Origin of the sequence: Streptomyces sp. CB01249 (assembly GCF_001905735.1) — a bacterium.
Lineage (GTDB): Bacteria > Actinomycetota > Actinomycetes > Streptomycetales > Streptomycetaceae > Streptomyces.
Map to the genome: position 1 here is coordinate 333,089 of NZ_LISW01000006.1, position 22,377 is coordinate 355,465.

19 protein-coding genes, 1 pseudogene and 1 riboswitch are annotated in these 22,377 nt (G+C 73.4%); of the genes and pseudogenes, 6 read left to right on the forward strand and 14 right to left on the reverse strand.

What is annotated here, in order from left to right:
- Positions 1-39: 39 nt before the first annotated feature.
- The 5 genes from thpD to AMK18_RS26395 form a co-directional block, all read right to left on the reverse strand.
- Positions 40-933 carry an ectoine hydroxylase gene (gene thpD / locus AMK18_RS26375; RefSeq protein ID WP_018104672.1) on the reverse strand — a complete coding sequence of 298 codons (894 nt, stop codon included), beginning with the start codon at positions 931-933 and terminating at the stop codon, positions 40-42.
- A gap of 5 nt (positions 934-938) precedes the next feature.
- Positions 939-1,337: an ectoine synthase gene (locus tag AMK18_RS26380; protein WP_018104673.1), complete on the reverse strand. Its 399-nt coding sequence runs from the start codon at positions 1,335-1,337 to the stop codon at positions 939-941.
- A 51-nt stretch (positions 1,338-1,388) separates the two neighbouring features.
- Positions 1,389-2,651 carry a diaminobutyrate--2-oxoglutarate transaminase gene (gene ectB / locus AMK18_RS26385; RefSeq protein WP_018104674.1) on the reverse strand — a complete coding sequence of 421 codons (1,263 nt, stop codon included), beginning with the start codon at positions 2,649-2,651 and terminating at the stop codon, positions 1,389-1,391.
- 76 nt (positions 2,652-2,727) lie between these two features.
- Entirely contained in the window at positions 2,728-3,258 is a 531-nt protein-coding gene (gene ectA / locus AMK18_RS26390; RefSeq protein ID WP_202534490.1) for a diaminobutyrate acetyltransferase, read from the reverse strand.
- Positions 3,259-3,576: 318 nt separating this feature from the next.
- Positions 3,577-4,683 carry a pyridoxal-phosphate-dependent aminotransferase family protein gene (locus AMK18_RS26395; RefSeq protein WP_073864743.1) on the reverse strand — a complete coding sequence of 369 codons (1,107 nt, stop codon included), beginning with the start codon at positions 4,681-4,683 and terminating at the stop codon, positions 3,577-3,579.
- A 133-nt stretch (positions 4,684-4,816) separates the two neighbouring features.
- Between AMK18_RS26395 and AMK18_RS26400 the strand changes: the two genes are divergently transcribed.
- Both AMK18_RS26400 and AMK18_RS26405 read left to right on the forward strand, forming a co-directional pair.
- A complete protein-coding gene (locus tag AMK18_RS26400) occupies positions 4,817-5,917 on the forward strand; it encodes an amidohydrolase family protein (protein ID WP_073864744.1) in 1,101 nt (366 codons plus the stop codon).
- Between the two features lie 324 nt (positions 5,918-6,241).
- On the forward strand, positions 6,242-7,324 hold the full coding sequence (locus AMK18_RS26405; RefSeq protein ID WP_073864745.1) for an SCO1860 family LAETG-anchored protein: 1,083 nt from the start codon (positions 6,242-6,244) through the stop codon (positions 7,322-7,324).
- 160 nt (positions 7,325-7,484) lie between these two features.
- Here the strand turns inward: AMK18_RS26405 and cobC are convergent.
- A pseudogene (gene cobC / locus AMK18_RS26410) lies at positions 7,485-9,094 on the reverse strand (Rv2231c family pyridoxal phosphate-dependent protein CobC).
- Between the two features lie 6 nt (positions 9,095-9,100).
- Between cobC and AMK18_RS26420 the strand changes: the two are divergent.
- On the forward strand, positions 9,101-9,823 hold the full coding sequence (locus tag AMK18_RS26420) for a ZIP family metal transporter (RefSeq protein WP_018104681.1): 723 nt from the start codon (positions 9,101-9,103) through the stop codon (positions 9,821-9,823).
- Between the two features lie 5 nt (positions 9,824-9,828).
- Here AMK18_RS26420 and AMK18_RS26425 read toward each other — a convergent pair whose 3' ends face one another.
- The 7 genes from AMK18_RS26425 to AMK18_RS26455 all read right to left on the reverse strand — a co-directional run bounded on the left by AMK18_RS26425 (position 9,829) and on the right by AMK18_RS26455 (position 18,337).
- A complete protein-coding gene (locus tag AMK18_RS26425) occupies positions 9,829-11,253 on the reverse strand; it encodes a cobyrinate a,c-diamide synthase (RefSeq protein ID WP_073864748.1) in 1,425 nt (474 codons plus the stop codon).
- A complete protein-coding gene (gene cobO / locus AMK18_RS26430; protein WP_073864749.1) occupies positions 11,247-11,846 on the reverse strand; it encodes a cob(I)yrinic acid a,c-diamide adenosyltransferase in 600 nt (199 codons plus the stop codon). The genes AMK18_RS26425 and cobO overlap by 7 nt, the downstream gene beginning before the upstream one ends.
- Positions 11,846-13,867 carry a putative cobaltochelatase gene (locus tag AMK18_RS26435; RefSeq protein ID WP_073864750.1) on the reverse strand — a complete coding sequence of 674 codons (2,022 nt, stop codon included), beginning with the start codon at positions 13,865-13,867 and terminating at the stop codon, positions 11,846-11,848. Before AMK18_RS26435 ends, cobO begins: the two co-directional genes overlap by 1 nt.
- The gene (locus AMK18_RS26440; protein ID WP_073864751.1) at positions 13,864-15,417 is read right to left on the reverse strand and encodes a cobyric acid synthase; all 1,554 of its coding nucleotides are present in this window, start codon (positions 15,415-15,417) and stop codon (positions 13,864-13,866) included. The genes AMK18_RS26435 and AMK18_RS26440 overlap by 4 nt, the downstream gene beginning before the upstream one ends.
- On the reverse strand, positions 15,414-16,406 hold the full coding sequence (locus AMK18_RS26445; protein WP_073864752.1) for a cobalamin biosynthesis protein: 993 nt from the start codon (positions 16,404-16,406) through the stop codon (positions 15,414-15,416). Before AMK18_RS26445 ends, AMK18_RS26440 begins: the two co-directional genes overlap by 4 nt.
- 123 nt (positions 16,407-16,529) lie before the next feature.
- Positions 16,530-16,657, reverse strand: a riboswitch (cobalamin riboswitch).
- 147 nt (positions 16,658-16,804) lie between these two features.
- A complete protein-coding gene (locus AMK18_RS26450) occupies positions 16,805-17,038 on the reverse strand; it encodes a hypothetical protein (RefSeq protein ID WP_073864753.1) in 234 nt (77 codons plus the stop codon).
- Between the two features lie 33 nt (positions 17,039-17,071).
- Positions 17,072-18,337 carry an inorganic phosphate transporter gene (locus AMK18_RS26455; protein WP_018104690.1) on the reverse strand — a complete coding sequence of 422 codons (1,266 nt, stop codon included), beginning with the start codon at positions 18,335-18,337 and terminating at the stop codon, positions 17,072-17,074.
- A gap of 132 nt (positions 18,338-18,469) precedes the next feature.
- Between AMK18_RS26455 and AMK18_RS26460 the strand changes: the two genes are divergently transcribed.
- From AMK18_RS26460 to AMK18_RS26470, 3 genes are all read left to right on the forward strand, one after another.
- Positions 18,470-19,129, forward strand: a complete 660-nt coding sequence (locus AMK18_RS26460; protein ID WP_073864754.1) for a class II aldolase/adducin family protein — start codon at positions 18,470-18,472, stop codon at positions 19,127-19,129.
- A gap of 60 nt (positions 19,130-19,189) precedes the next feature.
- Positions 19,190-20,317: an alpha/beta hydrolase gene (locus tag AMK18_RS26465; RefSeq protein ID WP_073864755.1), complete on the forward strand. Its 1,128-nt coding sequence runs from the start codon at positions 19,190-19,192 to the stop codon at positions 20,315-20,317.
- A gap of 184 nt (positions 20,318-20,501) precedes the next feature.
- The gene (locus tag AMK18_RS26470) at positions 20,502-21,806 is read left to right on the forward strand and encodes a hypothetical protein (protein WP_018104693.1); all 1,305 of its coding nucleotides are present in this window, start codon (positions 20,502-20,504) and stop codon (positions 21,804-21,806) included.
- 152 nt (positions 21,807-21,958) lie between these two features.
- Here the strand turns inward: AMK18_RS26470 and AMK18_RS26475 are convergent, their stop codons facing one another.
- The gene (locus AMK18_RS26475) at positions 21,959-22,366 is read right to left on the reverse strand and encodes a VOC family protein (RefSeq protein WP_073864756.1); all 408 of its coding nucleotides are present in this window, start codon (positions 22,364-22,366) and stop codon (positions 21,959-21,961) included.
- Between the last annotated feature and the right edge of the window lie 11 nt (positions 22,367-22,377).

Here is a 22,377-nt window from a genome sequence, read left to right on the forward strand (position 1 = left end):
CGGGAATCCGTACCACCCCCTCCAAGGCCCTGCCGGGGCCTACTTCACCGGGGTGAAGTCGCGCGCCCCGATGAACTCCGGGCGGCGGACCGGCGCCGCGAACGGCTCCTGCGCGGTGTTCTCCACGCTGTTGAACACGATGAACACGTTGCTGCGCGGGTACGGCGTGATGTTGTCGCCCGAGCCGTGCATCGCGTTGCAGTCGAACCAGGTCGCCGAACCGGCCTTGCCCGTGAAGAGCCTGATGCCGTGCCGGTCGGCCATCTTCGTCAGCGCTTCGTCGGACGGGGTGCCGGCGTCCTGCATCTGGAGCGACTTCTTGTAGTTGTCCTTCGGCGTCTCACCCGCGCAGCCGAGGAACGACTTGTGCGAGCCGGGCATGATCATCAGCCCGCCGTTGGTGTCGTAGTTCTCGGTCAGCGCGATCGACACGGACACCGTCCGCATGTTCGGCAGACCGTCCTCCGCGTGCCAGGTCTCGAAGTCCGAGTGCCAGTAGAACCCCGAAGCCCCGAACCCGGGCTTGACGTTGATCCGCGACTGGTGGACGTAGACGTCCGAACCGAGGATCTGGCGGGCCCGGCCCACCACCCGCTCGTCGGCGACCAGCCGGGCGAAGACCTCGCTGATCCGGTGGACCTCGAAGACCGACCGTACGGACTGCGACTTCGGTTCGATGATGGAGCGCTCGTCGGCGCGGACGGCCGGGTCGGCGATCAGCCGTTCCAGCTCGGCGTGGTAGCCGGCCACCTCGTCCGGGGTGATCAGCTGCTCGACGGGCAGGAAGCCGTCGTGCTCGTAGCCCTGGAGCTCCTTGGCGCTGATCGGACCCGGTGCGCCCGGCGCGGACCAGATGACCGGGTCCTGGCGGGGAGTGGTCATCTCGGCGGCGCCGCGCGAGGGGTACAGGTCGGTGCGTACGTCGGTGGTCATGGGGTTCAGCCCTCCTCGGTCAGCAGTGGATAGACACCGTTCTCGTCGTGCTCCTCCCGTCCGGTGACCGGCGGGTTGAAGACGCAGACACAGCGGAAATCGGTCTTGGGCCGCATCGTGTGGCGCTCGTGGCCGTTGAGCAGGTACATCGTCCCCGGCGTGATCCAGTGCTTCTCACCGGTCTCGTCGTCGGTCAGCTCGGCCTCGCCCTCGACACACAGGACCGCCTCGATGTGGTTCGCGTACCACATCGACGTCTCGGTACCCGCGTACATGATGGTTTCGTGGAGCGAGAAGCCGACCTTCTCCTCGGCGAGCACGATGCGCTTGCTCTCCCAGGTCCCGGAGGCGGCCTTGATGTGCCGGTCGGTGTTCTCGACGTCGGCGAACGATCGGACGATCACGGTGGTTCGATGCCTTTCTCTGTACGGAGGTGAGGGGTGCGGTCCGGACCGTCAGGCGGTCTCGCGGACGGCACGGGCCAGCGTGCGCAGGCCCTCGTCCAGCTCCTCGGGTGTGATGGTGAGCGGCGGCAGCAGCTTCACGACCTCGCTCTGCGGTCCGGAGGTCTCCAGGAGCAGCCCCAGCTGGAACGCGCGGGCGCAGACCGCGGAGGCGCGCGCCGGGTCGTCGAACTCCAGGCCCCAGACCAGGCCGCGGCCCCGGAAGCGGGCGCTGTCGTGCTCGCCGCAGATGGCCAGCATCGTCTGCTCGATCTGCTCGCCCCGGGCCAGCGTCTGCTTCTCCATCTGGCCGTCCGCCCAGTAGGCGTCCAGCGCGGCGGCGGCGGTGACGAACGCCGGGTTGTTGCCGCGGAAGGTGCCGTTGTGCTCGCCCGGCTCCCAGACGTCCAGCTCCGGCTTGAACAGGCAGAGCGACATGGGCAGTCCGTAGCCGCTGATGGACTTCGACAGCGTCACGATGTCCGGCGTGATGCCGGCCTCCTCGAAGGAGAAGAAGCCGCCGGTACGGCCGCAGCCCATCTGGATGTCGTCGACGATCAGCAGCATGTCCTGGCGGTGGCACAGGTCCTGGAGCGCGCGCAGCCACTCGGCGCGGGCGACGTTGATGCCGCCCTCGCCCTGGACCGTCTCCACGATCACGGCGGCCGGGTGGTTGAGCCCGGAGCCCTGGTCCTCCAGGAGCCGCTCGAACCAGAGGAAGTCGGGGACCTGGCCGTCGAAGTAGTTGTCGAACGGCATCGGCGTGCCGTGCACCAGCGGGATGCCGGCACCGGCCCGCTTGAACGCGTTGCCGGTCACGGCGAGCGAGCCGAGCGACATGCCGTGGAAGGCGTTGGTGAACGAGACGACGGACTCGCGTCCCTTGACCTTGCGGGCGAGCTTCAGCGCCGCCTCGACGGCGTTGGTGCCCGTCGGGCCGGGGAACATCACCTTGTACGGCAGGTCGCGGGGGCGCAGCACGACGTTCTGGAAGGTGTCCAGGAAGGCGCGTTTGGCGGTGGTCGCCATGTCGAGGCCGTGCGTGATGCCGTCGCGTTCGATGTAGTCGATCAGCGCGCGCTTGAGCACGGGGTTGTTGTGGCCGTAGTTGAGCGAGCCCGCGCCGGCGAAGAAGTCCAGGTACGAGTGGCCGTCCTCGTCGGTCAGCCGGGCGCCCTGGGCGCGGTCGAACACGGCGGGCCAGCCGCGGCAGTAGCTCCGGACCTCGGACTCCAGGGTCTCGAAGACACTGAGGGCGGGCGGGGTGATGGTCACAGCGGGTCTCCTGCGGGGCGTGAGGTGGTGTGACGGGCGGCGTTGAAGGATGCTGCGGCGGGTGGGAGTGCGGCGCTCAGGCGTGGAACGGGCCGATGCGGTACAGCACTTCCGGCAGATGGGTGCCTTCGGGGAACAGTCCGCCGTCGAAGAGCACCTCGCGCTCCAGGGCCACGTCGTGGCGCTGCGCGTAGGAGGTGAACAGGCGGTCCGACGCGGTGTTGTCGGGGGTGACGGTCGTCTCGACCGAGGCCAGGCCCTGTTCGGCGGCGACCCGGGCGGTCAGGGAGTCCAGCAGCTTCGCCGCCAGGCCCGTACCGCGGTGGCCGTGGTCGACGGCCACCTGCCAGACGACGAGCGTCTCGGGACGGTCCGGCCTGATGTATCCCGTCACGAAGGCGACCGGGGCGCCGGTCTCGTCACGGGCGACCACGGAGGTCGCCGCGAAGTCACGACACCACAGCAGGTAGCTGTACGAGGAGTTGAGGTCCAGGACCTCGGAGTCGCGGGCGATGCGCCAGATCGCGGCCCCGTCCTCCACTCGCGGCGTGTCGATCGTAAGGAATTCGCTTCGGGCACTTGCAAAATCTGCTGGTGCGGCGGTCATGGCATTTGAATTTACCTAGCAAGTTTTTAAATTGCATCGAGGCAAAGGGTTGGGTGGGGCAGGCATCTGTGTTATCAGGCGGGTGCGCGCACCGGCGCGAAACGTCTTCGTTTTCTGTCGTTCTGTCCGGTATTTTTCGGGCAAATCTCCGACTGTGTGGAGTCGGTCACAAGCCCATAACTCTCTCCACACACAACCGAAACGAGTCCCGGGAACGGCTTGATAACTGGGGCGTTTAGCCCGGGGAGAAGCGGGCATAAGAATGCGGGGAGCTGTTCTGATTCAGACAGCTCCCCGCATTGTTTATCGGATGCGCTTTTATGCGCTGGGCCAGGTTTCCGAAACGGCCTTCCGGGCAGCCTCCAGATCGACCTGCCGGCCGGCCCCGGCCAGCGCCGACCCCAGAGCCGCGAGCGAGGAGAGCACCGCGCCCCGCGTCGCATCCACCCCGTAGTGATTGACCCGGATCATCTCCTTGGCCAGCGCACCCCCGCCCGCGATCAGCGGCAGCGAGGGCTCGCCCGCGAGCGCCCGCGCGACGAGCTCGGACGCGTCCACGCCCTCCGGCGTGCGCAGCGTCGTCGCCACCGGCGCCGCGTCCCGGGCCTCGTGGACGTACGGGGTCAGGCCGCCGCCCAGCGCCACCGCACCGGCCCGGGTGGCCGCCGCGGCCGCCGCGTGACGGGCCATCACCGCGTCCAGCCCCTCCGCCTCGATCCGCTCCACGCACGCTTCCAGGGCCAGCATCTCCAGCTGGGCCGGGGCGTGCAGCAGCGCCTTGCGGCCGCCGTCGATCCAGCGCTCCTTCCAGTCGAGGAGCGACAGGTAGGACCGGCGCGGCGCCTGCGGGTTGGCCGCGATCCGCTCCCAGGCCCGCGCGCTCACCGACACCGCCGAGACCCCGGCGGGCCCGCCCATCGCCTTCTGCGCCCCGATCACGCACAGGTCCACGCCCCAGGCGTCCGGCAGCAGCGGCTCGGCGCCCACCGAGGCGACCGCGTCCAGCATGAACAGCGCGCCGTGCGCCCGCACCACCTCGCCGATCTCCGCGACCGGGTTGGTGTTCCCGGTCGCCGCCTCGGCGTGGACCAGCGAGACGAAGTCGATCTCCGGGTGTGCGGCCAGCGCCTCGGCGACCTGGTCCGCGGTGACGGCCGTGTGGAACGGCACCTCCAGGTCGACGACCTCGGCCCCGCAGTCGCGCAGCCAGTTCCCGAAGGTCTGCCCGTACGGTCCGGTCACCACGTTCAGCGCCGTCGAACCGGGCCGGGCGCCGCCCCGGATGCAGCCCTCCAGCGGCAGCAGCGCCTCGCCCTGCATGATGACGACGTCCTGCTCGGTGGCCAGCAGACCGGCCACCCGCCGCTCGATCGCCGCGAAGTGCGCGGCGGTCAGCGGAGCGAGGTCGAGGAAGGGGTGCGTCACGGCGGTGCTCTCTTCGGTTTCGGTCGGCGGGCTCCGGCCTGCTGACCGGGCGCCTCCGAGAGTACCCAGCACCGTCCGGACGGGCCGGGACAGGGCATGTCGCACGCGGTGGGCCCCTCGTACAGTGCTGTGCATGAGTGATCACGAGGCATCGCGGGTGCTGCATGTGAAGGGGCGGGTGCTCGTCGGACCCGAGGAGGTCAGGGACGAGCTCTGGGCGGTCGGCGGCCGGGTCACCTACGAGCGGCCGCCCGGCGCGGACGACGCCGTCACCGTCACCGGCTGGGCCCTGCCCGGCCTGGTCGACGCCCACTGCCACGTCGGACTCGACCACCACGGCGCCGTGGACGCGGCGACCAGCGAGAAGCAGGCCCTGGACGACCGGGAGGCCGGGGCGCTGCTCCTGCGGGACGCGGGCTCGCCCGCCGACACCCGGTGGATCGACGACCGCGAGGACCTGCCGAAGATCATCCGGGCCGGCCGCCACATCGCCCGGCCCCGCCGCTACACCCGCAACTACGCCTGGGAGATCGAGCCGGACGAACTCGTCGCCTACGTCGCCCAGGAGGCGCGCCGGGGCGACGGCTGGGTGAAGCTCGTCGGCGACTGGATCGACCGCGAGGTGGGTGACCTGACGGCGCTCTGGCCGCGCGAGGCGGTGGAGGCGGCCATCGCGGAGGCGCACCGGCTGGGCGCCCGCGTCACCGCGCACTGCTTCGCGGAGGACTCGCTGCGGGACCTGGTCGAGGCCGGGATCGACTGCGTCGAGCACGCCACGGGCCTCACCGAGGACACCATCCCGCTCTTCGCGGAGCGCGGCGTGGCGATCGTGCCGACGCTGGTCAACATCGCCACCTTCCCCTCGCTCGCGCAGAGCGGCGAGGCGAAGTTCCCGCGCTGGTCCGCCCATATGCGGCGCCTGCACGAACGCCGTTACGACACCGTGCGCGCCGCCTACGACGCCGGGGTGCCGGTCTTCGTCGGCACCGACGCGGGCGGGGTCCTCGCGCACGGCCTGGTGGCCGACGAGGTCGCGGAGCTCGTCAAGGCGGGCATCCCGCCGCTGGCGGCGCTGTCCGCGACGACCTGGGGGGCGAGGGCCTGGCTCGGCAGGCCCGGCCTGGAGGAGGGGGCACCGGCCGACCTCGTGGTGTACGACGAGGACCCGCGGGCGGACGTGCGGGTGCTGGCCGGGCCGCGCCGGGTCGTCCTGAACGGGCGCGTGATCGGCTGACGCACCGCGTTGACCGGCAGTGACCCGGGGGCGGCCCGCTCGTTGAACCTTTTCCGTGTACGCGGCACGGTCCTCGTGCGGGCCGCCCGCGCGCGGTCAGAAACGCCCCGGCGCTCAGTGAAACGGGTGAACGCGAGGAACGCACGTGCCGGAATATTCGAATACAGGCACGGAAACCCCCCTTTGGAGTGAACTGGCGTCAGGTGTCCGCCAGTTCACCCTCTGTGCGTAAAGATTCACGGAGTCGAGGCCACCGGTGCCCGCGATGTCCCCCATTGGACGGCGCACTGGTGGCTCCATGTCTCCTGTGGGGGTTCCACCATCTTGAACAGCAACACCTTCCGTCTCGCCGCCCTGGCGGTCGCCGCCGCCCCCGTCGCCGCCCTGGTCGCGGTCCCGGCCCACGCCGCCCCCGCGACCACCACGTCCGGCGGCGACGGGAAGGCGAGCGCGGTCGTGCTCCGTACCGCACTCGACGTCTCCCTCCTCAACAAGACGGTCGACGTGCCGTTGAAGGTCACCCTCAACGAGGTGCAGGCGCCGCGCAGCGCCGAGCAGACCGCGCTCAGCGTGCGGCTCGACGGGGTGGACCGCGGAAAGCCGTTCAGCGTCCTCAAGGCCGATGTGGCCACCGCGAAGGCCACCGCCGACAAGCACCGCGCCGCCGGCTACAGCAATCTCGCCAATGCCCGGGTGAGCCTTCCCGGGCTCACGGCGTTCCCGCTGCTCAAGGTGGAGAAGGTCACCTCGAAGGCGGTCTGCGAGGCGGGCAGCCGGCCGGTCGCCGAGGCCAACGTGCTCGGGTCCGTCTCGGTGCTCGGCAAGCGCGTCACGCTCACGGCGGGCGGCACCACGCGGGTCGCGGTGCCGCAGGTCGGCGAGGTGACGCTCGACCTGTCGAAGACGGAGACCACTTCGCGCACGGCCGCCGCTGTGGCACTCCAGCTGAAGGTGTCGGTCAACCCGCTCAACCTGAACGTCGCGGACGTCAAGGGCGAGGTCACCCTCGCGGAGGCCACCTGCGAAACCCCGAAGGGCCACGGCGGCCACACGGGCGGCGGCGACAGCGGGGGCGGCCACAACGGTGGCGGTGACAACGGGGGCAACGAGAACGGCGGCGGCGACAACGGCGGGAACGACAACGGCGGCGCGACCGGGGGCGGTTCGACGGACGGCGGCTCCGGGAGCGGCGGCTCCACGGGCGGCGGCGACAAGGCCGGCTCGACCGGGGGTGGCGGCGACGTGAAGACCCAGACGGGTACGGACCAGGCCCCGGCCGCCACGGACGGGGACCTGGCCGAGACGGGCAGCAGCTCCAGCACCCCGTACATCGCGGGCGGCGCGGCGCTGCTGCTGGCGGCCGGGGCGGGCGCCATGGTCCTGACCCGCCGCCGCGCCCGAGGCTGACGGCCCGAGGGGAGGAACCCCGGGGGAGGGGATGGTGAGCGGTGCTCCGAGGGGGGAGCACCGCTCACCTATGTGAGCAGTGTGCGCCAGACGGAGCGCCGCTCACCGGACGGAGCGTCGCTTATCAACCGGAGCGCCGCGCACCAACCGGAGCGCCCCGCTACCGCCCCGCCACCGTCAGCGCCTGGAGCGCCAGGTCGAGCGCCTGGAGGAAGCGGTTGGTCGTCGTCCGGTCGCGTACCGCCAGCCGCAGCCAGCCGTCCCCGAGCCCAGGAAACGTATCTCCTCGCCGCGCCGCGAACCCCAGCATCCGCAGCCGCTCCCGTATCTCGGCGGCCCCGTCGAGGCGGATCAGCACGAACGGCCCCTCGGCCGGCTCGACCACCCGGACCTCGGAGAACTCCCGCAGCCCGGCGACCAGATGGGCCCGGTCCACCACGATCCGGTCCGCCGCCCCGGCGGCCTCCGCCAGCGCGCGCGGCTCCATGCACGCCTCCGCCGCCGCCAGCGCGGGCGACGACACCGGCCACAGCGGCTGGGCCTCCGCCAGGGTGCGGATCGTCTCCGGGTCGGCCGCCACGTAACCGATGCGCAGACCGGCGAGCCCCCAGGTCTTGGTGAGGCTGCGCAGGACGACGAGCCCGGGGATGTCCGTACGCCCGATCAGGGCCTCGCGCTCGCCCGGCACCGCGTCCATGAACGCCTCGTCCACCACCAGGGTCCGGCCGGGACGCGCGAGGCGTTCGAGGACGGCGGCGGGATGGAGGACGGACGTCGGGTTGGTCGGGTTGCCGACGACCACCAGATCCGCGTCGTCGGGCACGTCCGCGGGGTCGAGCCGGAAGTCGTCCCCGGCCCGCAGCAGCACCCGCCCCACCTCGTGCCCGGCCGCGCGCAGCGCCGCCTCGGGCTCGGTGAACTGAGGGTGCACCACGTACGGCCGCCGGGCGGGCAGCGCACGGGCGAGGAGGACGAAGGCCTCCGCCGCGCCCGCCGTCAACAGGACGCGTTCGGGGGGTAGTTCGTGGCGCGCGGCGACGGCCTCGCGGGCCTCGCGGCCGTCCGGATACGCGGCGAGCGTGCCCAGGGAGCCGGCTATGCGCTCCTTCAGCCAGGCCGGTGGGGTGCCGGCCCGTACGTTGACGGCGAGATCGGTCAGATCCCGGCCCCGTCCGCGTACTTCCGCGTCTCCGTGGTGACGCAGATCGTGGGTGCCCGCGCCTGTCGCGTCGGGACTCTCAGTGGGAGTGTGCATGACCGCCGTGGTGGGGGTGTGGTGGGGGGTGTGCGCCGTGGCCTGGGTGGACTCCGGCAGGATGACTATGCGCCCCGCACCCTGTTTCACGCAACGGTCCCGACCGGCCGACGCGCGACCGCGCAGGTGGCCATCGACGGGTGCCCGTCGCGAGGCCGTGACTTCCTTTTGGGTACGAGGAGTTGACCGCCGCCGACGAGGGCGGCGGCCTCGGCCACCGAGGGGGTGCCGAGGGCGGCGAGCGCCGCGCCGGAGGGGTGCGGGACGGGGACCAGCGCGAGCACGTCCGCCGGGTACGCGTGGAGCGGCACCCCGAGCCGCGCGGCGGCGTCGAGCAGCCCCGGCTCCCGGGCCTTCGCCGTTACGGTGACCAACGCGGCGAGCTCCGTGAGCCCCGCCTCCCGCAGCACCTCCAGGACCAGCCCGGTGACCTCGTCGGCGGAGACGCCCCGGGAGGCGCCGACGCCGACGACGAGCGCGCCGAGATGCGCGGAGCGGGGTGCATCGGCTAGCAAGAGGCCATGGCGGTGTTCGTCGCGCTCGGCGCGTTCCTGATGACCCTGGCGGGCGGCTGGGTCGCCCAGCGCGTCAGCGACCGCCGCCACCTGGTCCTCGGTCTGGCCGGTGGGCTGATGCTCGGCGTGGTCGGCCTGGACCTGCTGCCCGAGGCGGTGGAGGCGGCGGGCGGCCTGGTCTTCGGCGTCCCGGCGGCGCTGCTGCTGTTCGTCGGCGGCTTCCTCGTCGCCCACCTCGTGGAGCGGCTGCTCGCAGTGCGTCAGGCGGCCCACGGCGCGGCCGAGGAGCGGGTCCCGCAGGTCGGGCTGACGGCGGCGTCCGCGATGGTCGGCCACAGCCTGATGGACGGGGTGGCGCTCGGCGCGGCCTTCCAGGTCGGCGGCGGGATGGGGGCGGCCGTCGCGCTCGCCGTGATCACGCACGACTTCGCGGACGGCTTCAACACGTACACGATCACCAGCCTGTACGGGAACGCCCGCCGCAAGGCCCTCACGATGCTCTTCGCGGATGCGGCGGCGCCCGTCATCGGGGCCGCGACGACGCTGCTGTTCACCCTGCCGGAGGAACTGCTCGGCTGCTATCTCGGCTTCTTCGGCGGCGCGCTGCTCTACCTCGCCGCCGCCGAGATCCTGCCCGAGGCCCACCACGACCACCCGGCCCGTTCCACGCTGCTGTGCACGGTGGCCGGCGTGTGCTTCATCTGGCTGGTGGTGGGCCTCGCCCAGTGACCCCGTCACCCCCGGCACCGCTCGACGAACCGCGCGGCCGTCCCGGGCGACGCGGCCCAGTGGGTGTGCAGATAACTCGCGTGTACGTTGCCCCGGACGAACCCCTCGACGCGCCGCTCGGGCCGGTGCATGCCCCAGGCGGGTTCGTCGCCCGCCCCGGGCTCGATGACGGTCCGGTGGAACTCGTGCCCCCGCATCCGCGCCCCGGCGGGCGCCAGCACGTTGTCCGTGAGCGCCACGGCGTCCCGGTACCCGAGCGTCAGCCGCTTGGTCATCCGCGCCTCGGCGTCGAGCACCCCGCACATCGGCAACCCGTCCAGGGACCGCGCCAGATACAACAACCCCGCACACTCGGCGGCCACCGGCGCCCCGGAGAGCGCCAACTCCGCGACGGCCTTCCGCAAGGCCTCGTTGGCCGACAACTCGGGGGCGTACACCTCAGGGAACCCGCCCCCGATGACGACGCCCCGGGTCCCGAGCGGCAGAGCCTCGTCCCGCAGGGGATCAAACGAAACGACGTCGGCCCCGGCCGCGGCAAGCAACTCGGTGTTCTCGGCATACGAGAACGTAAAAGCAGCCCCACCGGCCACAGCAACAACAGGCCGGTTTTTCAGCCCCTCCGGCGCTTGAGGAGCGGGGTCCGGGGCAGAGCCCCGGTTACGGGAAGGGGCGGGTAGGGGAACACCCCCGGCGACAGCAACCCCCGCATCCCACTCCCCACCCGGCGGCAACGCAGGCGCAGACCGCGCCAACGCCAACAACCCCCTCAGGTCACACCCAGCCGCAACCTGCCCCGCCATCGCCGCGACAGCGGCCACCGCATCGGACCGCCGCTCCGCCACCGGCACCAACCCCAGATGCCGCGACGGCACGGAGACCCCCTCCGCCCGCCGCAAGGCACCGAGCACCGGCACCCCCGACTCCTCCAACGCCTCCCGCAGCAACGCCTCGTGCCGGTCGGACCCCACCTTGTTCAGGATCACCCCGCCGATCCGCACCTCCGCGTCCCAGGACGCGAACCCGTGCACCAGCGCCGCCACCGACCGCGACTGCGACGACGCGTCCACGACGAGCACCACCGGCGCCCGCAGCAGCTTCGCCACATGCGCGGTGGACGCCAGCTCACCGAGCCCCGAGGCCCCGTCGTACAGCCCCATCACGCCCTCGACCACGGCCAGCCCGCACCCCCGCGCCCCGTGCGCGAACAGCGGCGCGATCAGCTCGGGCCCGCACATGTACGCGTCGAGGTTGCGCCCGGGCCGCCCGGTCGCCAGCGTGTGGAAGCCGGGGTCGATGTAGTCGGGGCCCACCTTGTGCCCGGACACGGCGAGCCCCCGCGCGGCGAACGCGGCCATCAGGCCCGTCGCGACGGTGGTCTTGCCGCTCCCGGACGAGGGCGCGGCGACGACCAGGCGGGGGACGTTCACCACTCGATGCCCCTCTGGCCCTTCTGCCCGGCGTCCATCGGGTGCTTGACCTTCGACATGTCCGTCACCAGGTCCGCCGCGTCCAGCAGCGCGGCGGGCGCGTTGCGGCCGGTGATCACCACATGCTGCGTACCGGGGCGGTCGCGCAGGACCGAGACGACCTCGTCGGTGTCGATCCACCCCCAGTGCAGCGGATAGGCGAACTCGTCCAGCACGTACAGCCGGTACGTCTCGGCGGCCAGGTCGCGCTTGACCTGCTCCCAGCCCTCGCGGGCCTTCGCCTCGTTGTCCGTCTGGTCGTCCCGCTGGACCCAGGACCAGCCCTCGCCCATCTTGTGCCAGGCGACGGACCCGCCCTCGCCGCTCGCGCCGAGGACCTTCAGCGCGTTCTCCTCGCCGACCTTCCACTTCGCCGACTTGACGAACTGGAAGACCCCGACGGGCCACCCCTGGTTCCAGGCGCGCAGCGCGAGCCCGAAGGCCGCCGTCGACTTCCCCTTGCCGATGCCGGTGTGCACCATCAGCAGCGGCCGGTTGCGCCGCTGCCGGGTGGTGAGTCCGTCGTCCGGCACGCTCTCCGGCTGTCCCTGCGGCATTAGGCGATCCTCCTGTCGGTGTGCCCGGGGCCCGTGCCCCGGACGTCCTTGACCAGCCCGGCGATCGATTCGGCGCGCAGCTCGTCCAGCGTGACGGCGGTGCCGCCCAGGTCGGCGGCGAGATTCGCCGCGAGCCCCAGCCGTACCGGGCCCGTCTCGCAGTCCACGACGACCGACGCGATGCCCTCGGCCGCGTGCAGCCGGGCCGCCCGCGCGGCCAGCGCCACCGGGTCCGGCCCGCCGGTCGCCCGCCCGTCCGTCACCACGACCAGCAGGGGCCGCCGGGACGGGTCGCGCAGCCGCTCCACCCGCAGCACGTCGTGCGCCTTCAGCAGTCCGGCGGCCACCGGGGTTCGCCCGCCCGTCGGCAGCGACTCGAGACGGGCCGCCGCCGCGTCCACCGACGAGGTCGGCGGCAGCGCCAGCTCCGCGTCCCGGCCCCGGAAGGTGACCAGGCCGACCTTGTCGCGGCGCTGGTAGGCGTCCATCAGCAGGGACAGCACCGCCCCCTTCACGGCGCCCATGCGCTGCCGGGCGGCCATCGACCCGGAGGCGTCCACGACGAACAGCACGAGATTGCCCTCGCGCCCCTCCCGCGTCGCCTGCCGCAGATCGTCCCGCCGCACCACGAGCCCCCGCCCGGACCGGCCCCGCGCCCGCTGGTGCGGGGCGGCGGCCTGCACGGTCGCGGCCAGATGCAGCTTGGTCAGCGCGCCCTCGGGCCGCCGCGCACCGGTCGTCCGACCGTGCTCGGTACGCGCCCGGGACCGCCGCCCTGCCGCGCCCTCACCGAGACCGGGCACGCTGAGCATCTTCGTACGGAACGGCTCACCGGCCCGTACGGGCTGCTGCTCACCGCCCTGCCCGGGCACGGGCGCGCCGGGCGTGTCGTCCGCCCCGTCGGCAGGGGAGGGCGGCGTGTCGGGCCCGTCCCCCTGCGGCGGCAGCCCGCCGCCCCCTCCGCCGCCACCGCCGTCACCGGGCCCGTCCGGCTCCGGCTCGTCGTCCCCGCCGCCGTTCTGCTCCAGCGTGTCGTCCAGCTTGTCCTCGTCGAGCCCCGGCGCGTCGAAGGGGTTCCGCCGCCTCCGGTGGGGGAGCGCGAGCAGCGCCGCCTGCCGGACGTCCTCGGCCTGTACGTCGGTGCGCCCCGCCCACGCGGCCAGCGCGGTCGCGGTCCTGGCCATGACGATGTCCGCGCGCATCCCGTCGACCTCGAAGGCCGCGCAGGTCGCCGCGATCTGCCGCAACGCCTGGTCACCGAGCACCACTTCGGGCAGCAGCGCCCGCGCGGCCGCGATCCGGTCCCGCAACTCCGCTTCCTCGTCGGCCCAGCGCGCCGCGAAGCCCGCCGGGTCGTCCTCGTAGGCGAGCCGCCGCCGCACGACCTCCACCCGCTGGTCCGTCTCCCGGGATGCCGCGACCTCGACGGTCAGCCCGAACCGGTCGAGCAACTGCGGCCGCAACTCGCCCTCTTCGGGGTTCATCGTCCCGACGAGCAGGAACCGCGCCGCATGCCGTACGGAGACGCCCTCGCGCTCCACGTACGAGGCACCCATGGCCGCCGCGTCGAGCAGCAGGTCCACCAAGTGGTCGTGGAGCAGGTTGACCTCGTCCACGTACAGGATTCCGCGGTGCGCGTCCGCGAGCAGGCCCGGTTCGAAGGCCTTCACGCCCTCCGCGAGGGCCCGTTCGATGTCGAGCGCCCCGACGAGCCGGTCCTCGGACGCGCCGACCGGCAGCTCCACGGTCCGCGCCGCCCGCGACACGCCGGAGGTGTCCTCGTGCGGGCCGTCCGGGCACGCCGGGTCGGGCGAGGCGGGGTCGCACGAGAAGCGGCACCCCGGCACGACGGAGACCTCCGGCATCAGCGCGGCCAGCGCGCGCACGGCGGTCGACTTGGCGGTGCCCTTCTCGCCGCGGACCAGGACCCCGCCCACGGCCGGGCTGACCGCGTTGAGCAGCAGCCCGAGCCGCAGGTCGTCCTGGCCGACGACGGCGGTGAAGGGGTAGGGCGTACTCACAGGGCCTCCTTGACGGGGATGGCGGGCGCTCCCGGCGGGATGAACGGCAGACCGGACGGCGCGCCCGACTCGATGAGCCGCCACAGCGCGTCGGTGTCCGCGTGTTCCTCGATCAGGTCGCCGAGGCGGTCGAGCTGTTCCTCGCGCAGCGCGGCGAAGCAGGTGTCGGGCGCGGGCACGAAGCGGCGGCCGGTGAGCCGGGCGACCTCGGCCAGGAACCGGCGGCGGAAGGCGTCGCTCTCCAGCGAGCCGTGCCAGTGCGTGCCCCAGACGGCACCGGATCGGCAGCCGTCCAGCGGGGTGCCCCGGCCGTCCGTCAGGAACGGTTCGCCGCCGCGCACATCGGCGACCCCGTGATGGATCTCGTACCCCTCGACGGGCGCACCGAGCGCCTCGCCGACCGGCCGGGCGAGCGTCTTCTCGCGGTCGAAGCGGACGCGCACCGGCAGCAGCCCGAGCGCGTCCACCTGCCCGGCGCGCGACTCCACCTCGTCCTCGATGTGCTCGCCGAGGATCTGGTAGCCGCCGCAGATCCCGAGCACCGGCCGCCCCTCGGCCGCGCGCCGCCGCAGCGCCTCGGCGAGTCCGCGCTCGCGCAGCCAGGCGAGCGCCTTCACGGTGCCCCGGGTGCCGGGCACGATGACGAGGTCGGCGTCGGCCAGCTCCTCGGGCCGGTCCACGAAGCGGACGACGACGCCCGGTTCGGCGGCCAGCGCGTCCACATCGGTGAAGTTCGACATCAGCGGGATCGCGCACACGGCGACGCGCAGGACGTCCTCGCCGTGCGGCGGGGCTACGGTCGACTCCCGTACGGTGCCGCGCAGCGACACCCGCAGGCCGTCCTCCTCGTCGATGCCGAGCCCGTGCGCGAAGGGCAGCACCCCGTACGTCGGACGGCCCGTCAGATCGCGGAGCATGTCGAGGCCCGGCTCAAGCAGCGAGACGTCGCCCCGGAACTTGTTGACCAGGTACCCCGCGATCAGCTCCTGGTCCTCCGGCGCGAGCAGCGCGGTCGTGCCGAAGAACGAGGCGAAGACGCCGCCCCGGTCGATGTCCCCGACCACCACGACCGGGAAGCGTGCGGCGCGGGCGATGCCCATGTTCACGATGTCCGTGCGGCGCAGGTTGATCTCGGCGGGCGAGCCCGCGCCCTCGCAGATCACCGCGTCGTACGTGCTCCGCAGCTGCTCCAGGCAGTCCGTGACGGTGGACAGCAGCTGTTCCTGCCGCCCGCCGTGGTAGCCGCGGGCGCTCATCTCGCCGACCGGCCGCCCCATCAGGACGACCTGGCTGGAGCGGTCGCCGCCGGGCTTGAGCAGCACGGGGTTCATCAGGGCGGTCGGCTCGACGCGGGCGGCCTGGGCCTGCATCGCCTGGGCCCGGCCGATCTCGGCGCCCTCGCGGGTGACGAACGAGTTCAGCGACATGTTCTGTGCCTTGAACGGGGCGACCTTCACGCCCCGGCGCACCAGCCAGCGGCAGATGCCCGCCGTGACGACGCTCTTGCCCGCGTCCGAGGTGGTCCCGGCGACCAGCAGTCCGCCGCTCATATCGCTCTCCGTCCAGCAGTACGGGATCCGTGAGGTCTCCGGGCCCGGCGCACGACCGCCCCCGCGCCCAGCCGGGCGGCCACGCTGACGCCGAGGGCGAGCACGCCCACCCGGCGCGAGAGCCGCACCGCGCGCTCGATGTCCCCGGTCTCCACCGCCCGCCCGGCCTCCCCGTTGAGCACGGGCCGGTGCTCGACCCGGCCGCCGTACGCCAGGGTCCCGCCCAGCCGTACGCCGAGCGCCCCGGCGAACGCGGCCTCCACCGGGCCCGCGTTGGGGCTCGGGTGCTTCGCGGCGTCCGCCCGCCAGGCCCGTACCGCCTCTCTGGGGCGGCCGCCGGAGGCCGCGGCGAGCAGGGCGGTGAGCCGGGCGCCGGGCCAGCCCGCGAGGTCGTCGAGGCGGGCCGAGGCCCAGCCGTACCGCAGATGGCGCGGCGACTTGTGGCCGACCATCGCGTCGAGCGTGTTGACGGCGCGGAAGCCGACGAGCCCGGGCACACCGGCGAGGGCGCCCCAGACGAGGGCGCCGACCACGGCGTCCGAGGTGTTCTCGGCGACGGACTCCACCACGGCGCGCGCGATCCCGGGGCCGTCCAGCGCCTGCGGGTCGCGCCCGCACAGGTGCGGCAGCCGCTCCCGGGCCAACTCGACGTCCCCCGCGGCGAGCGCCCCGCCGATGGCCCGGGCCTCGCGCCCCAGCGACGTACCGCCGACGACGGACCAGGTGGCGGCGGCGGTCAGGGCCACGGACGCGGCGGGGTGGCGGCGCAGGGCGCGGGCGGCGAGCGCGGCGCTCCCGGCGGCGCCCCCGGCGCAGATCAGGGTGTGCAGGGCGCCCCGGCCGCGGTGGTCGCGCCAGAGCCGGTCCTCGACGGCCGCGGCGGCCCGCCCGAAGGCGGCGACCGGGTGGCCCCTGCGGGGGTCACCGAGCAGCAGGTCGCCGATCAGGCCGGCGGTGGCGCCGTACGCGTAGATGCGATCGGCACGCACGGTTCAGCCGGCCGTACCGGAGTCCGCCGACAGAGGCTGTGGGGAGAGGGGCGCACGGCAGCCGGGCATGGCGATATGTCCTCACTCAGGGTCCGCGCCCTGGTTCGACGTGACGGCGACAAGAGTCTCCTGGCTTCCGGATCGGCGGATTCCCCCGGTCTTCCAGCCCGCTCGCGCGGGCCGTGACGTGCGGTGGGGGACCGCTCCCCGGTGACAGTGGCGGGACCGCGCCGGATTCGCACCGGCTTCCTCTGCTGTCGCCGTAATGGCTCCGGCAGTCCACCACGCCCCGCGAACGCCCGTCAACTCGCCGTTGACCTGCGACGGCAGGGTGTGGGCGGACGCACATCGGGCCGGACGCGCACGAGGTGCGTCCGGCCCGAGGGAGGGGGTTCGCGTCAGGCGACGATGAGGTAGATGCCGTACGCGACCGCCGCCGCGCACAGCCCGAAGCAGACGTACGCCCCGGCGTGCGCCAGCAGGAGCGAGGAGCCCGCCGGACCGCCCTGCGCAGCCGGTTCCGGCTGCTTGGAGAGGCCGACGATGCCGAGCGTGAAGAGGCCCACCAGAGCGACGGTGGTGACGAGGGAGACGCCGAAGACGGTGCCCAGAGCTGCCCAGTCGATGTTCATACGGGGTGTCCTTTACCGGAGTACCGGGGTCTGTCAGACCGTGGCGGGTCGGGCCGGATCGGCGGCGACGGGTGCGGCGGGCGCCGGAATGGTGGCGGCGAGGTCGTGCGCCACGGTGGGCGGCGGGCTCACGGCCGCGATGGCCTGGGTGACGACACCGGCGGGCTCGGCCGGGGCCGTGTCCTCGGTGCCCGGTGCGACATCGCCGTGGCCGACGGGCTTGCGGCGCGAGAGCACCCAGATCGCCCCGGAACCGGCGATCAGGAGGGCCGCGACGACCACGACGCCCCAGGTGCCCTGCTTCGTCAGGAACTCGGCGCCCGCCCCGACCAGACCGGCGGCCGGCAGGGTCAGGCCCCAGGCGACGAACATCCGGGTGGCGGTGGACCAGCGGACCACACCCCCGGCACGGCCGAGGCCCGCGCCCATCACGGCCCCGGAGCAGGACTGCGTGGTGGAGAGGGAGAAGCCGAGGTGCGAGGAGGCCAGGATGACGGTGGCCGCGCTGGTCTGGGCGGCGAAGCCCTGCGGGGGCTTCAGCTCGGTCAGGCCGCTGCCCATGGTGCGGATGATGCGCCAGCCGCCGAGGTAAGTGCCGAGCGCGATGGCCAGACCGGCGCTGACGATGACCCAGACCGGCGGGTTGGAGCCGGGGGAGAGGACGCCGCCGGTGACCAGGGCCAGGGTGATGATGCCCATCGTCTTCTGCGCGTCGTTGGTGCCGTGGGCGAGCGAGACGAGCCCGGCCGAGGCGATCTGCCCCGCCCGGTAGCCCTTGGCGGTGGCCTTCTCCTGGGCGTCGTTACGGATCTTCCCGCCGATCCGGTACGTGAGCCTCGTGGCCAGGAGCGCGGCCACACCGGCCACGATCGGGGCGGCGACGGCGGGCAGCAGCACCTTGGTGACGACGGTGCCGCCGTTGACCGACGACCAGCCGGCGGACATCACCGCGGCGCCGATGAGGCCGCCGAACAGTGCGTGGGAGGAGCTGGACGGGAGCCCGACCAGCCAGGTCAGAAGATTCCACAGGATGGCGCCGACGAGCGCCGCGAAGATGACCTCGGTTCTGAGGCCGTCCTCGTTGACGATCCCGCCGGAGATCGTCTTGGCGACCTCCACGGACAGGAACGCGCCGACCAGATTGAGAACGGCGGACATCGCGACCGCCGTCTTGGGTTTGAGTGCGCCGGTCGAGATGGTCGTGGCCATCGCGTTGGCGGTGTCGTGGAAACCGTTCGTGAAATCGAACACTAGAGCTGTCACGATCACTATCGCGAGCAGCAGCGTGATGTGTTCCATTTACCCAGGCAATCGTTCGACGTCATTGGCACGTGGAACGTAGGCAACTTGAGTGAACAGAAGATGAACTGAACAGGGCGCTGCGGTGACCCTCGCGGCGGCGGCCGGACGGGGCCCGGAAAGGATCTTCGGATGAGTGACGGACGGCACGACGCGATGGCCCGTGGATGGGAGGCGGTCGTCGCCGCGGCGCGCCGCACGGCGGCCGAGGGGCTGGTCGTCGGGACCTCCGGAAACGTCTCGCTGCGGGTCGGTGACACGGTGCTGGTCACACCCAGCGGAGTGCCGTACGACCGGCTGCGCCCCGAGGACCTGACCGGTGTCGATCCGGAGGGCAACCAGACCTTCGGAACACTGACCCCGACCAGCGAACTTCCCCTCCACCTCGCCGTCTACCGGAACACCGACGCGAAAGCCGTCGTGCACACCCACGCGGTCCACGCCACCGCCGTCTCCACCCTCGTCACCGAGGTCCCCTCCGTCCACTACGCCGCCGCGATGCTCGGCGGCCCGGTCCGCGTCGCCCCCTACGCCCGGTACGGCACCCCCGAACTCGCCGCGAACATGCTCACCGCCCTCCGCGACCGCACCGGCTGCCTGCTCGCCAACCACGGCACCGTCACCTACGGCGCCACCCTCGACGAGGCGTACGACCGCACCGCCCAGCTCGAATGGCTCTGCCGCGTCTGGCTCACCGCGAGCGCCGTACCCGGCCGCACCCCGGCCCTGCTCTCGGAGGACCAGCTCGGCGAGGTGCTGGAGGCCCTGAAGGGATACGGGCAACAAGGCTGAGGCGGCACCGGACGGCCCTGCCCGCTGGCATCGCGGCGCCCGGACCCCGACACTGAGGGTGTGCGCCCGGTTACCGCGACGGCAGCGGCCGTCACCACACTCATCGGCGCCGGCGCGGCAGCGGTCGCGGCCGGCCGGTTCGCCGGCGACGTCGCCCTCAAGACGCCGCCCGGCCGACCGCTCCCCGCCGACCGCGAACTCACCGTCCACGCGACGGCCGCCGGGCAGGTCACCCTGACCCGGTCCCTCACCTCGCTGCGCCCCGGCACGTACGGGCTGACCGGCAAGGACGTCCACGCCGTCGTCGGCCCCGTGATCGACCGGGCCCACCAGGCAGCCGACACGGTCGTACGCCGACTGGAACGCGTCGACCGCGGCATCCTCGCCCCCGGCGACAAGGTCCGCCTCACGCCCCAGGTGTACAGCGGCGACCCCGGCAGCGCCCTCGGCCTGGCCTTCCGCGAGGTGCGGATCCCCGGCGAGCTCGGCGAACTGCCCGCCTGGTACGTCCCCGCTCCCCGCCCCACCTGGGTGATCACCGTCCACGGCATCGGTGCCACCCGGGAGCACCCGCTGAACCTCCTCGGCTTCCTGCACGGCCAGCAGCTGCCCGTGCTCGACCTCGCCTACCGGGGCGACCCCGGCGCCCCGCGCTCCCCGGACGGGCTCGGCCACCTCGGCGAGTCCGAGTGGCGCGACCTGGACGCCGCGATCCGCTTCGCCGTCCGCAACGGCGCCGAGCAGGTCATCCTGTACGGCTGGTCCACCGGCGCGTCCATGGCGCTGCACGCCTGCGTGGGCTCCGCGCTCCGCGACCGGATCTCCGGCCTCGTCCTCGACTCGCCCGTGCTCGACTGGACCGACACCCTGCGCGGCCTGGCCGCCGCACGCGGGGTGCCCGCCGCGCTGCTGCCGCTGGCCGTGCGCGCCGCCCAGGGGCAGACCGGACTGCACGGCACCGCCCTCCTGGACACCTCGGTCCCCGTGACCCTGCACGTCCCCACGCTCGTCCTCCACGGCCCCGACGACACCCTGGCCCCCTTCATCCACTCCCGCCGGCTCGCCGCCGCCCGCCCGGACCTGGTCTCCCTGCACACCGTGGACCACGCTCCGCATGCGGCGATGTGGAACGCCGACCCGGCCCGCTACGAGGAGACCCTGCGCCGCTTCCTCACGCCCCTGATGTGAGGTGATGCGCCGGTTCGGCCGATTGGTCCCGGCCGGTGCGGGGGCCCGTCAACGCCGGTGACCCGGGTTCCGTTTGGGCTTTCGGGCCGTCAGGGGCAAGACTGCTCCCGTGACGTCCCGTACCCCGCGCGACTCCAGGCTGCGTCTTGTCCGCCCGCGACCCCTCGCCACCGCCCGCAGGGCCGTGACCACCCGGCGCACCAGGCCCGCGCCGCGCCCGCCCGAGGGCACCCCACCCCGGGCGGAGCTGGCCCGCCAGGCCCGGACGGTCCTCGCCGACGCCGTACGGATCGCCCGCTGGGCGGCCGACGGGGCGGCCCCCGGCACCACACCGCCGACCGCCCTCGAACACGCCGCCGCCGCGCTGGACATCTCCCCGGAGCAGGTCCGCTCCGGCTGGGACCGGGCCCGGCTCGCCGGACTGGTCGAACTCCACGGCGACACCGCACGCCCCGGCTGGCGGCTGCGCGCCTGGGACCGCGACGATTCCGCGGTGCTGCGCGGCTGGGTGGCGCTCTTCGACGCCTGGTCGCTCGTCCACCCCGCGCCCCGGGGCGTCGAGTCCACCGCGGTCGCCGAGGCCGTCGAGGCCGTGCCGCAGGTCCTCTCGCTGCTCCAGCTCTCGGCCGGCCCGGTCACCGTGCCCGCCCTCCTCGACCTCCTCGGCCAGCGCGTCGCGGAACTCCACGAGGAGCGCTGCGAGGTGCCGTACGGCTCCGAGCCGCTGCCCGCCCCCGCCGAACCGGCGCCCACCGCCCACCCCCCGGCCCTCGTCGCCCGCCTGCTCGACTGGGCCCTGGAGGGTCTGGCCGACGTCGGGGCGCTCACCCTCGGCGCGGACCAGGCCACGCTGACGCCGCTCGGCAACTGGGCGGTCTGGGTCAAGCTGGAACAGATCTGCGTCGCCGCGCAGAGCCCCGCCGGCAACATCGAGCAGGCCGCCGCCGACATGCTCCTCGGCTGCGCCCGCCTCACCCCCGGCCCCGCCCGCGCCGAATACCGCGCCTGGCTGGCCGCCCGCCCCGTCGGCAGTGCCGTCGCCGAACTGCTCGACGTCGCCCGGGGTGAGGACGCGTTGCTGCGTGGGCTCGCCTTCGAGGCCCTGCGCGTGGTCGGCGCCCCCGCGGAGCCCGAGGTCCGGGCCGTCCTGACCGACCCGCCCCTGCGCCCGTACGCGCTGCTCTGGCTCGCCGAGTACGACGGCGCGGACCCCGAGGACGCTCAGGAGGTCCTCAGCCGCGAGGAGGCCACCTGGCTCTGGGTCGACACGGCGGCGGCCGTCGCGGACCACGGTGAGACGGGCCTCCTGGTCCGCCACCTCGACTCGGCGGTCCAGGGCACGGTCCCGGCCCTCCTGGACGAGGTCCGCGCCGTCGGCCACCCCCGCACGGTCCAGGTCCTGGTGGCCCTGGCCGCGGCCCACCCGGACCCGGCCCTGGCCAAGGCGGTCCGCAAGGCGGCTTTCCAGGTCCACACGGGCGGCTCATGACACGGGGGCGCTGCCCCCGTACCCCCGCTCCTCAATCGCCGGAGGGGCTTATAGGTAGCCTCGCCGGCGTTTGAGGCGCGGGGTCCGGGGCAGCGCCCCGGTTTCGGGAAGGGGCAGGTAGGGGACAAGGCCCGCCGCAGGCGCGCCCCGCCTCAGCCCGCCGCCCCCGGCGCATACGTGCCGAAGCTCCACACGTTGCCCTCCCCGTCCCGCGCCATGTAATCCCGCGACCCGTACGACTGATCCGTGGGCGGCATCAGAATCTCCACCCCATGCTCAACCGCCCGCGCATAGTGCGCGTCCACTTCCTCCACCACCACGTACACCCCCGCAGGCCCCGCCCCCGCCATCGCCCGCGCGAACACCCCCTCCCGCCCCCGCGACCCCAGCATCACCCTGCCGTTCCCGCACGACAGCTCCGCATGCACCACCGACCCGTCGTCCCCCTCGTACACCGCCTCCGCGACGAACCCCAGCCCCTCCGTCAGCAGCCGGATCGCGCCCTTCGCGTCGTCGTAGAGGAGCGTCGGGTACACCGTCGCCACGCCCGTCTCCACCATCGCGCTCAGCC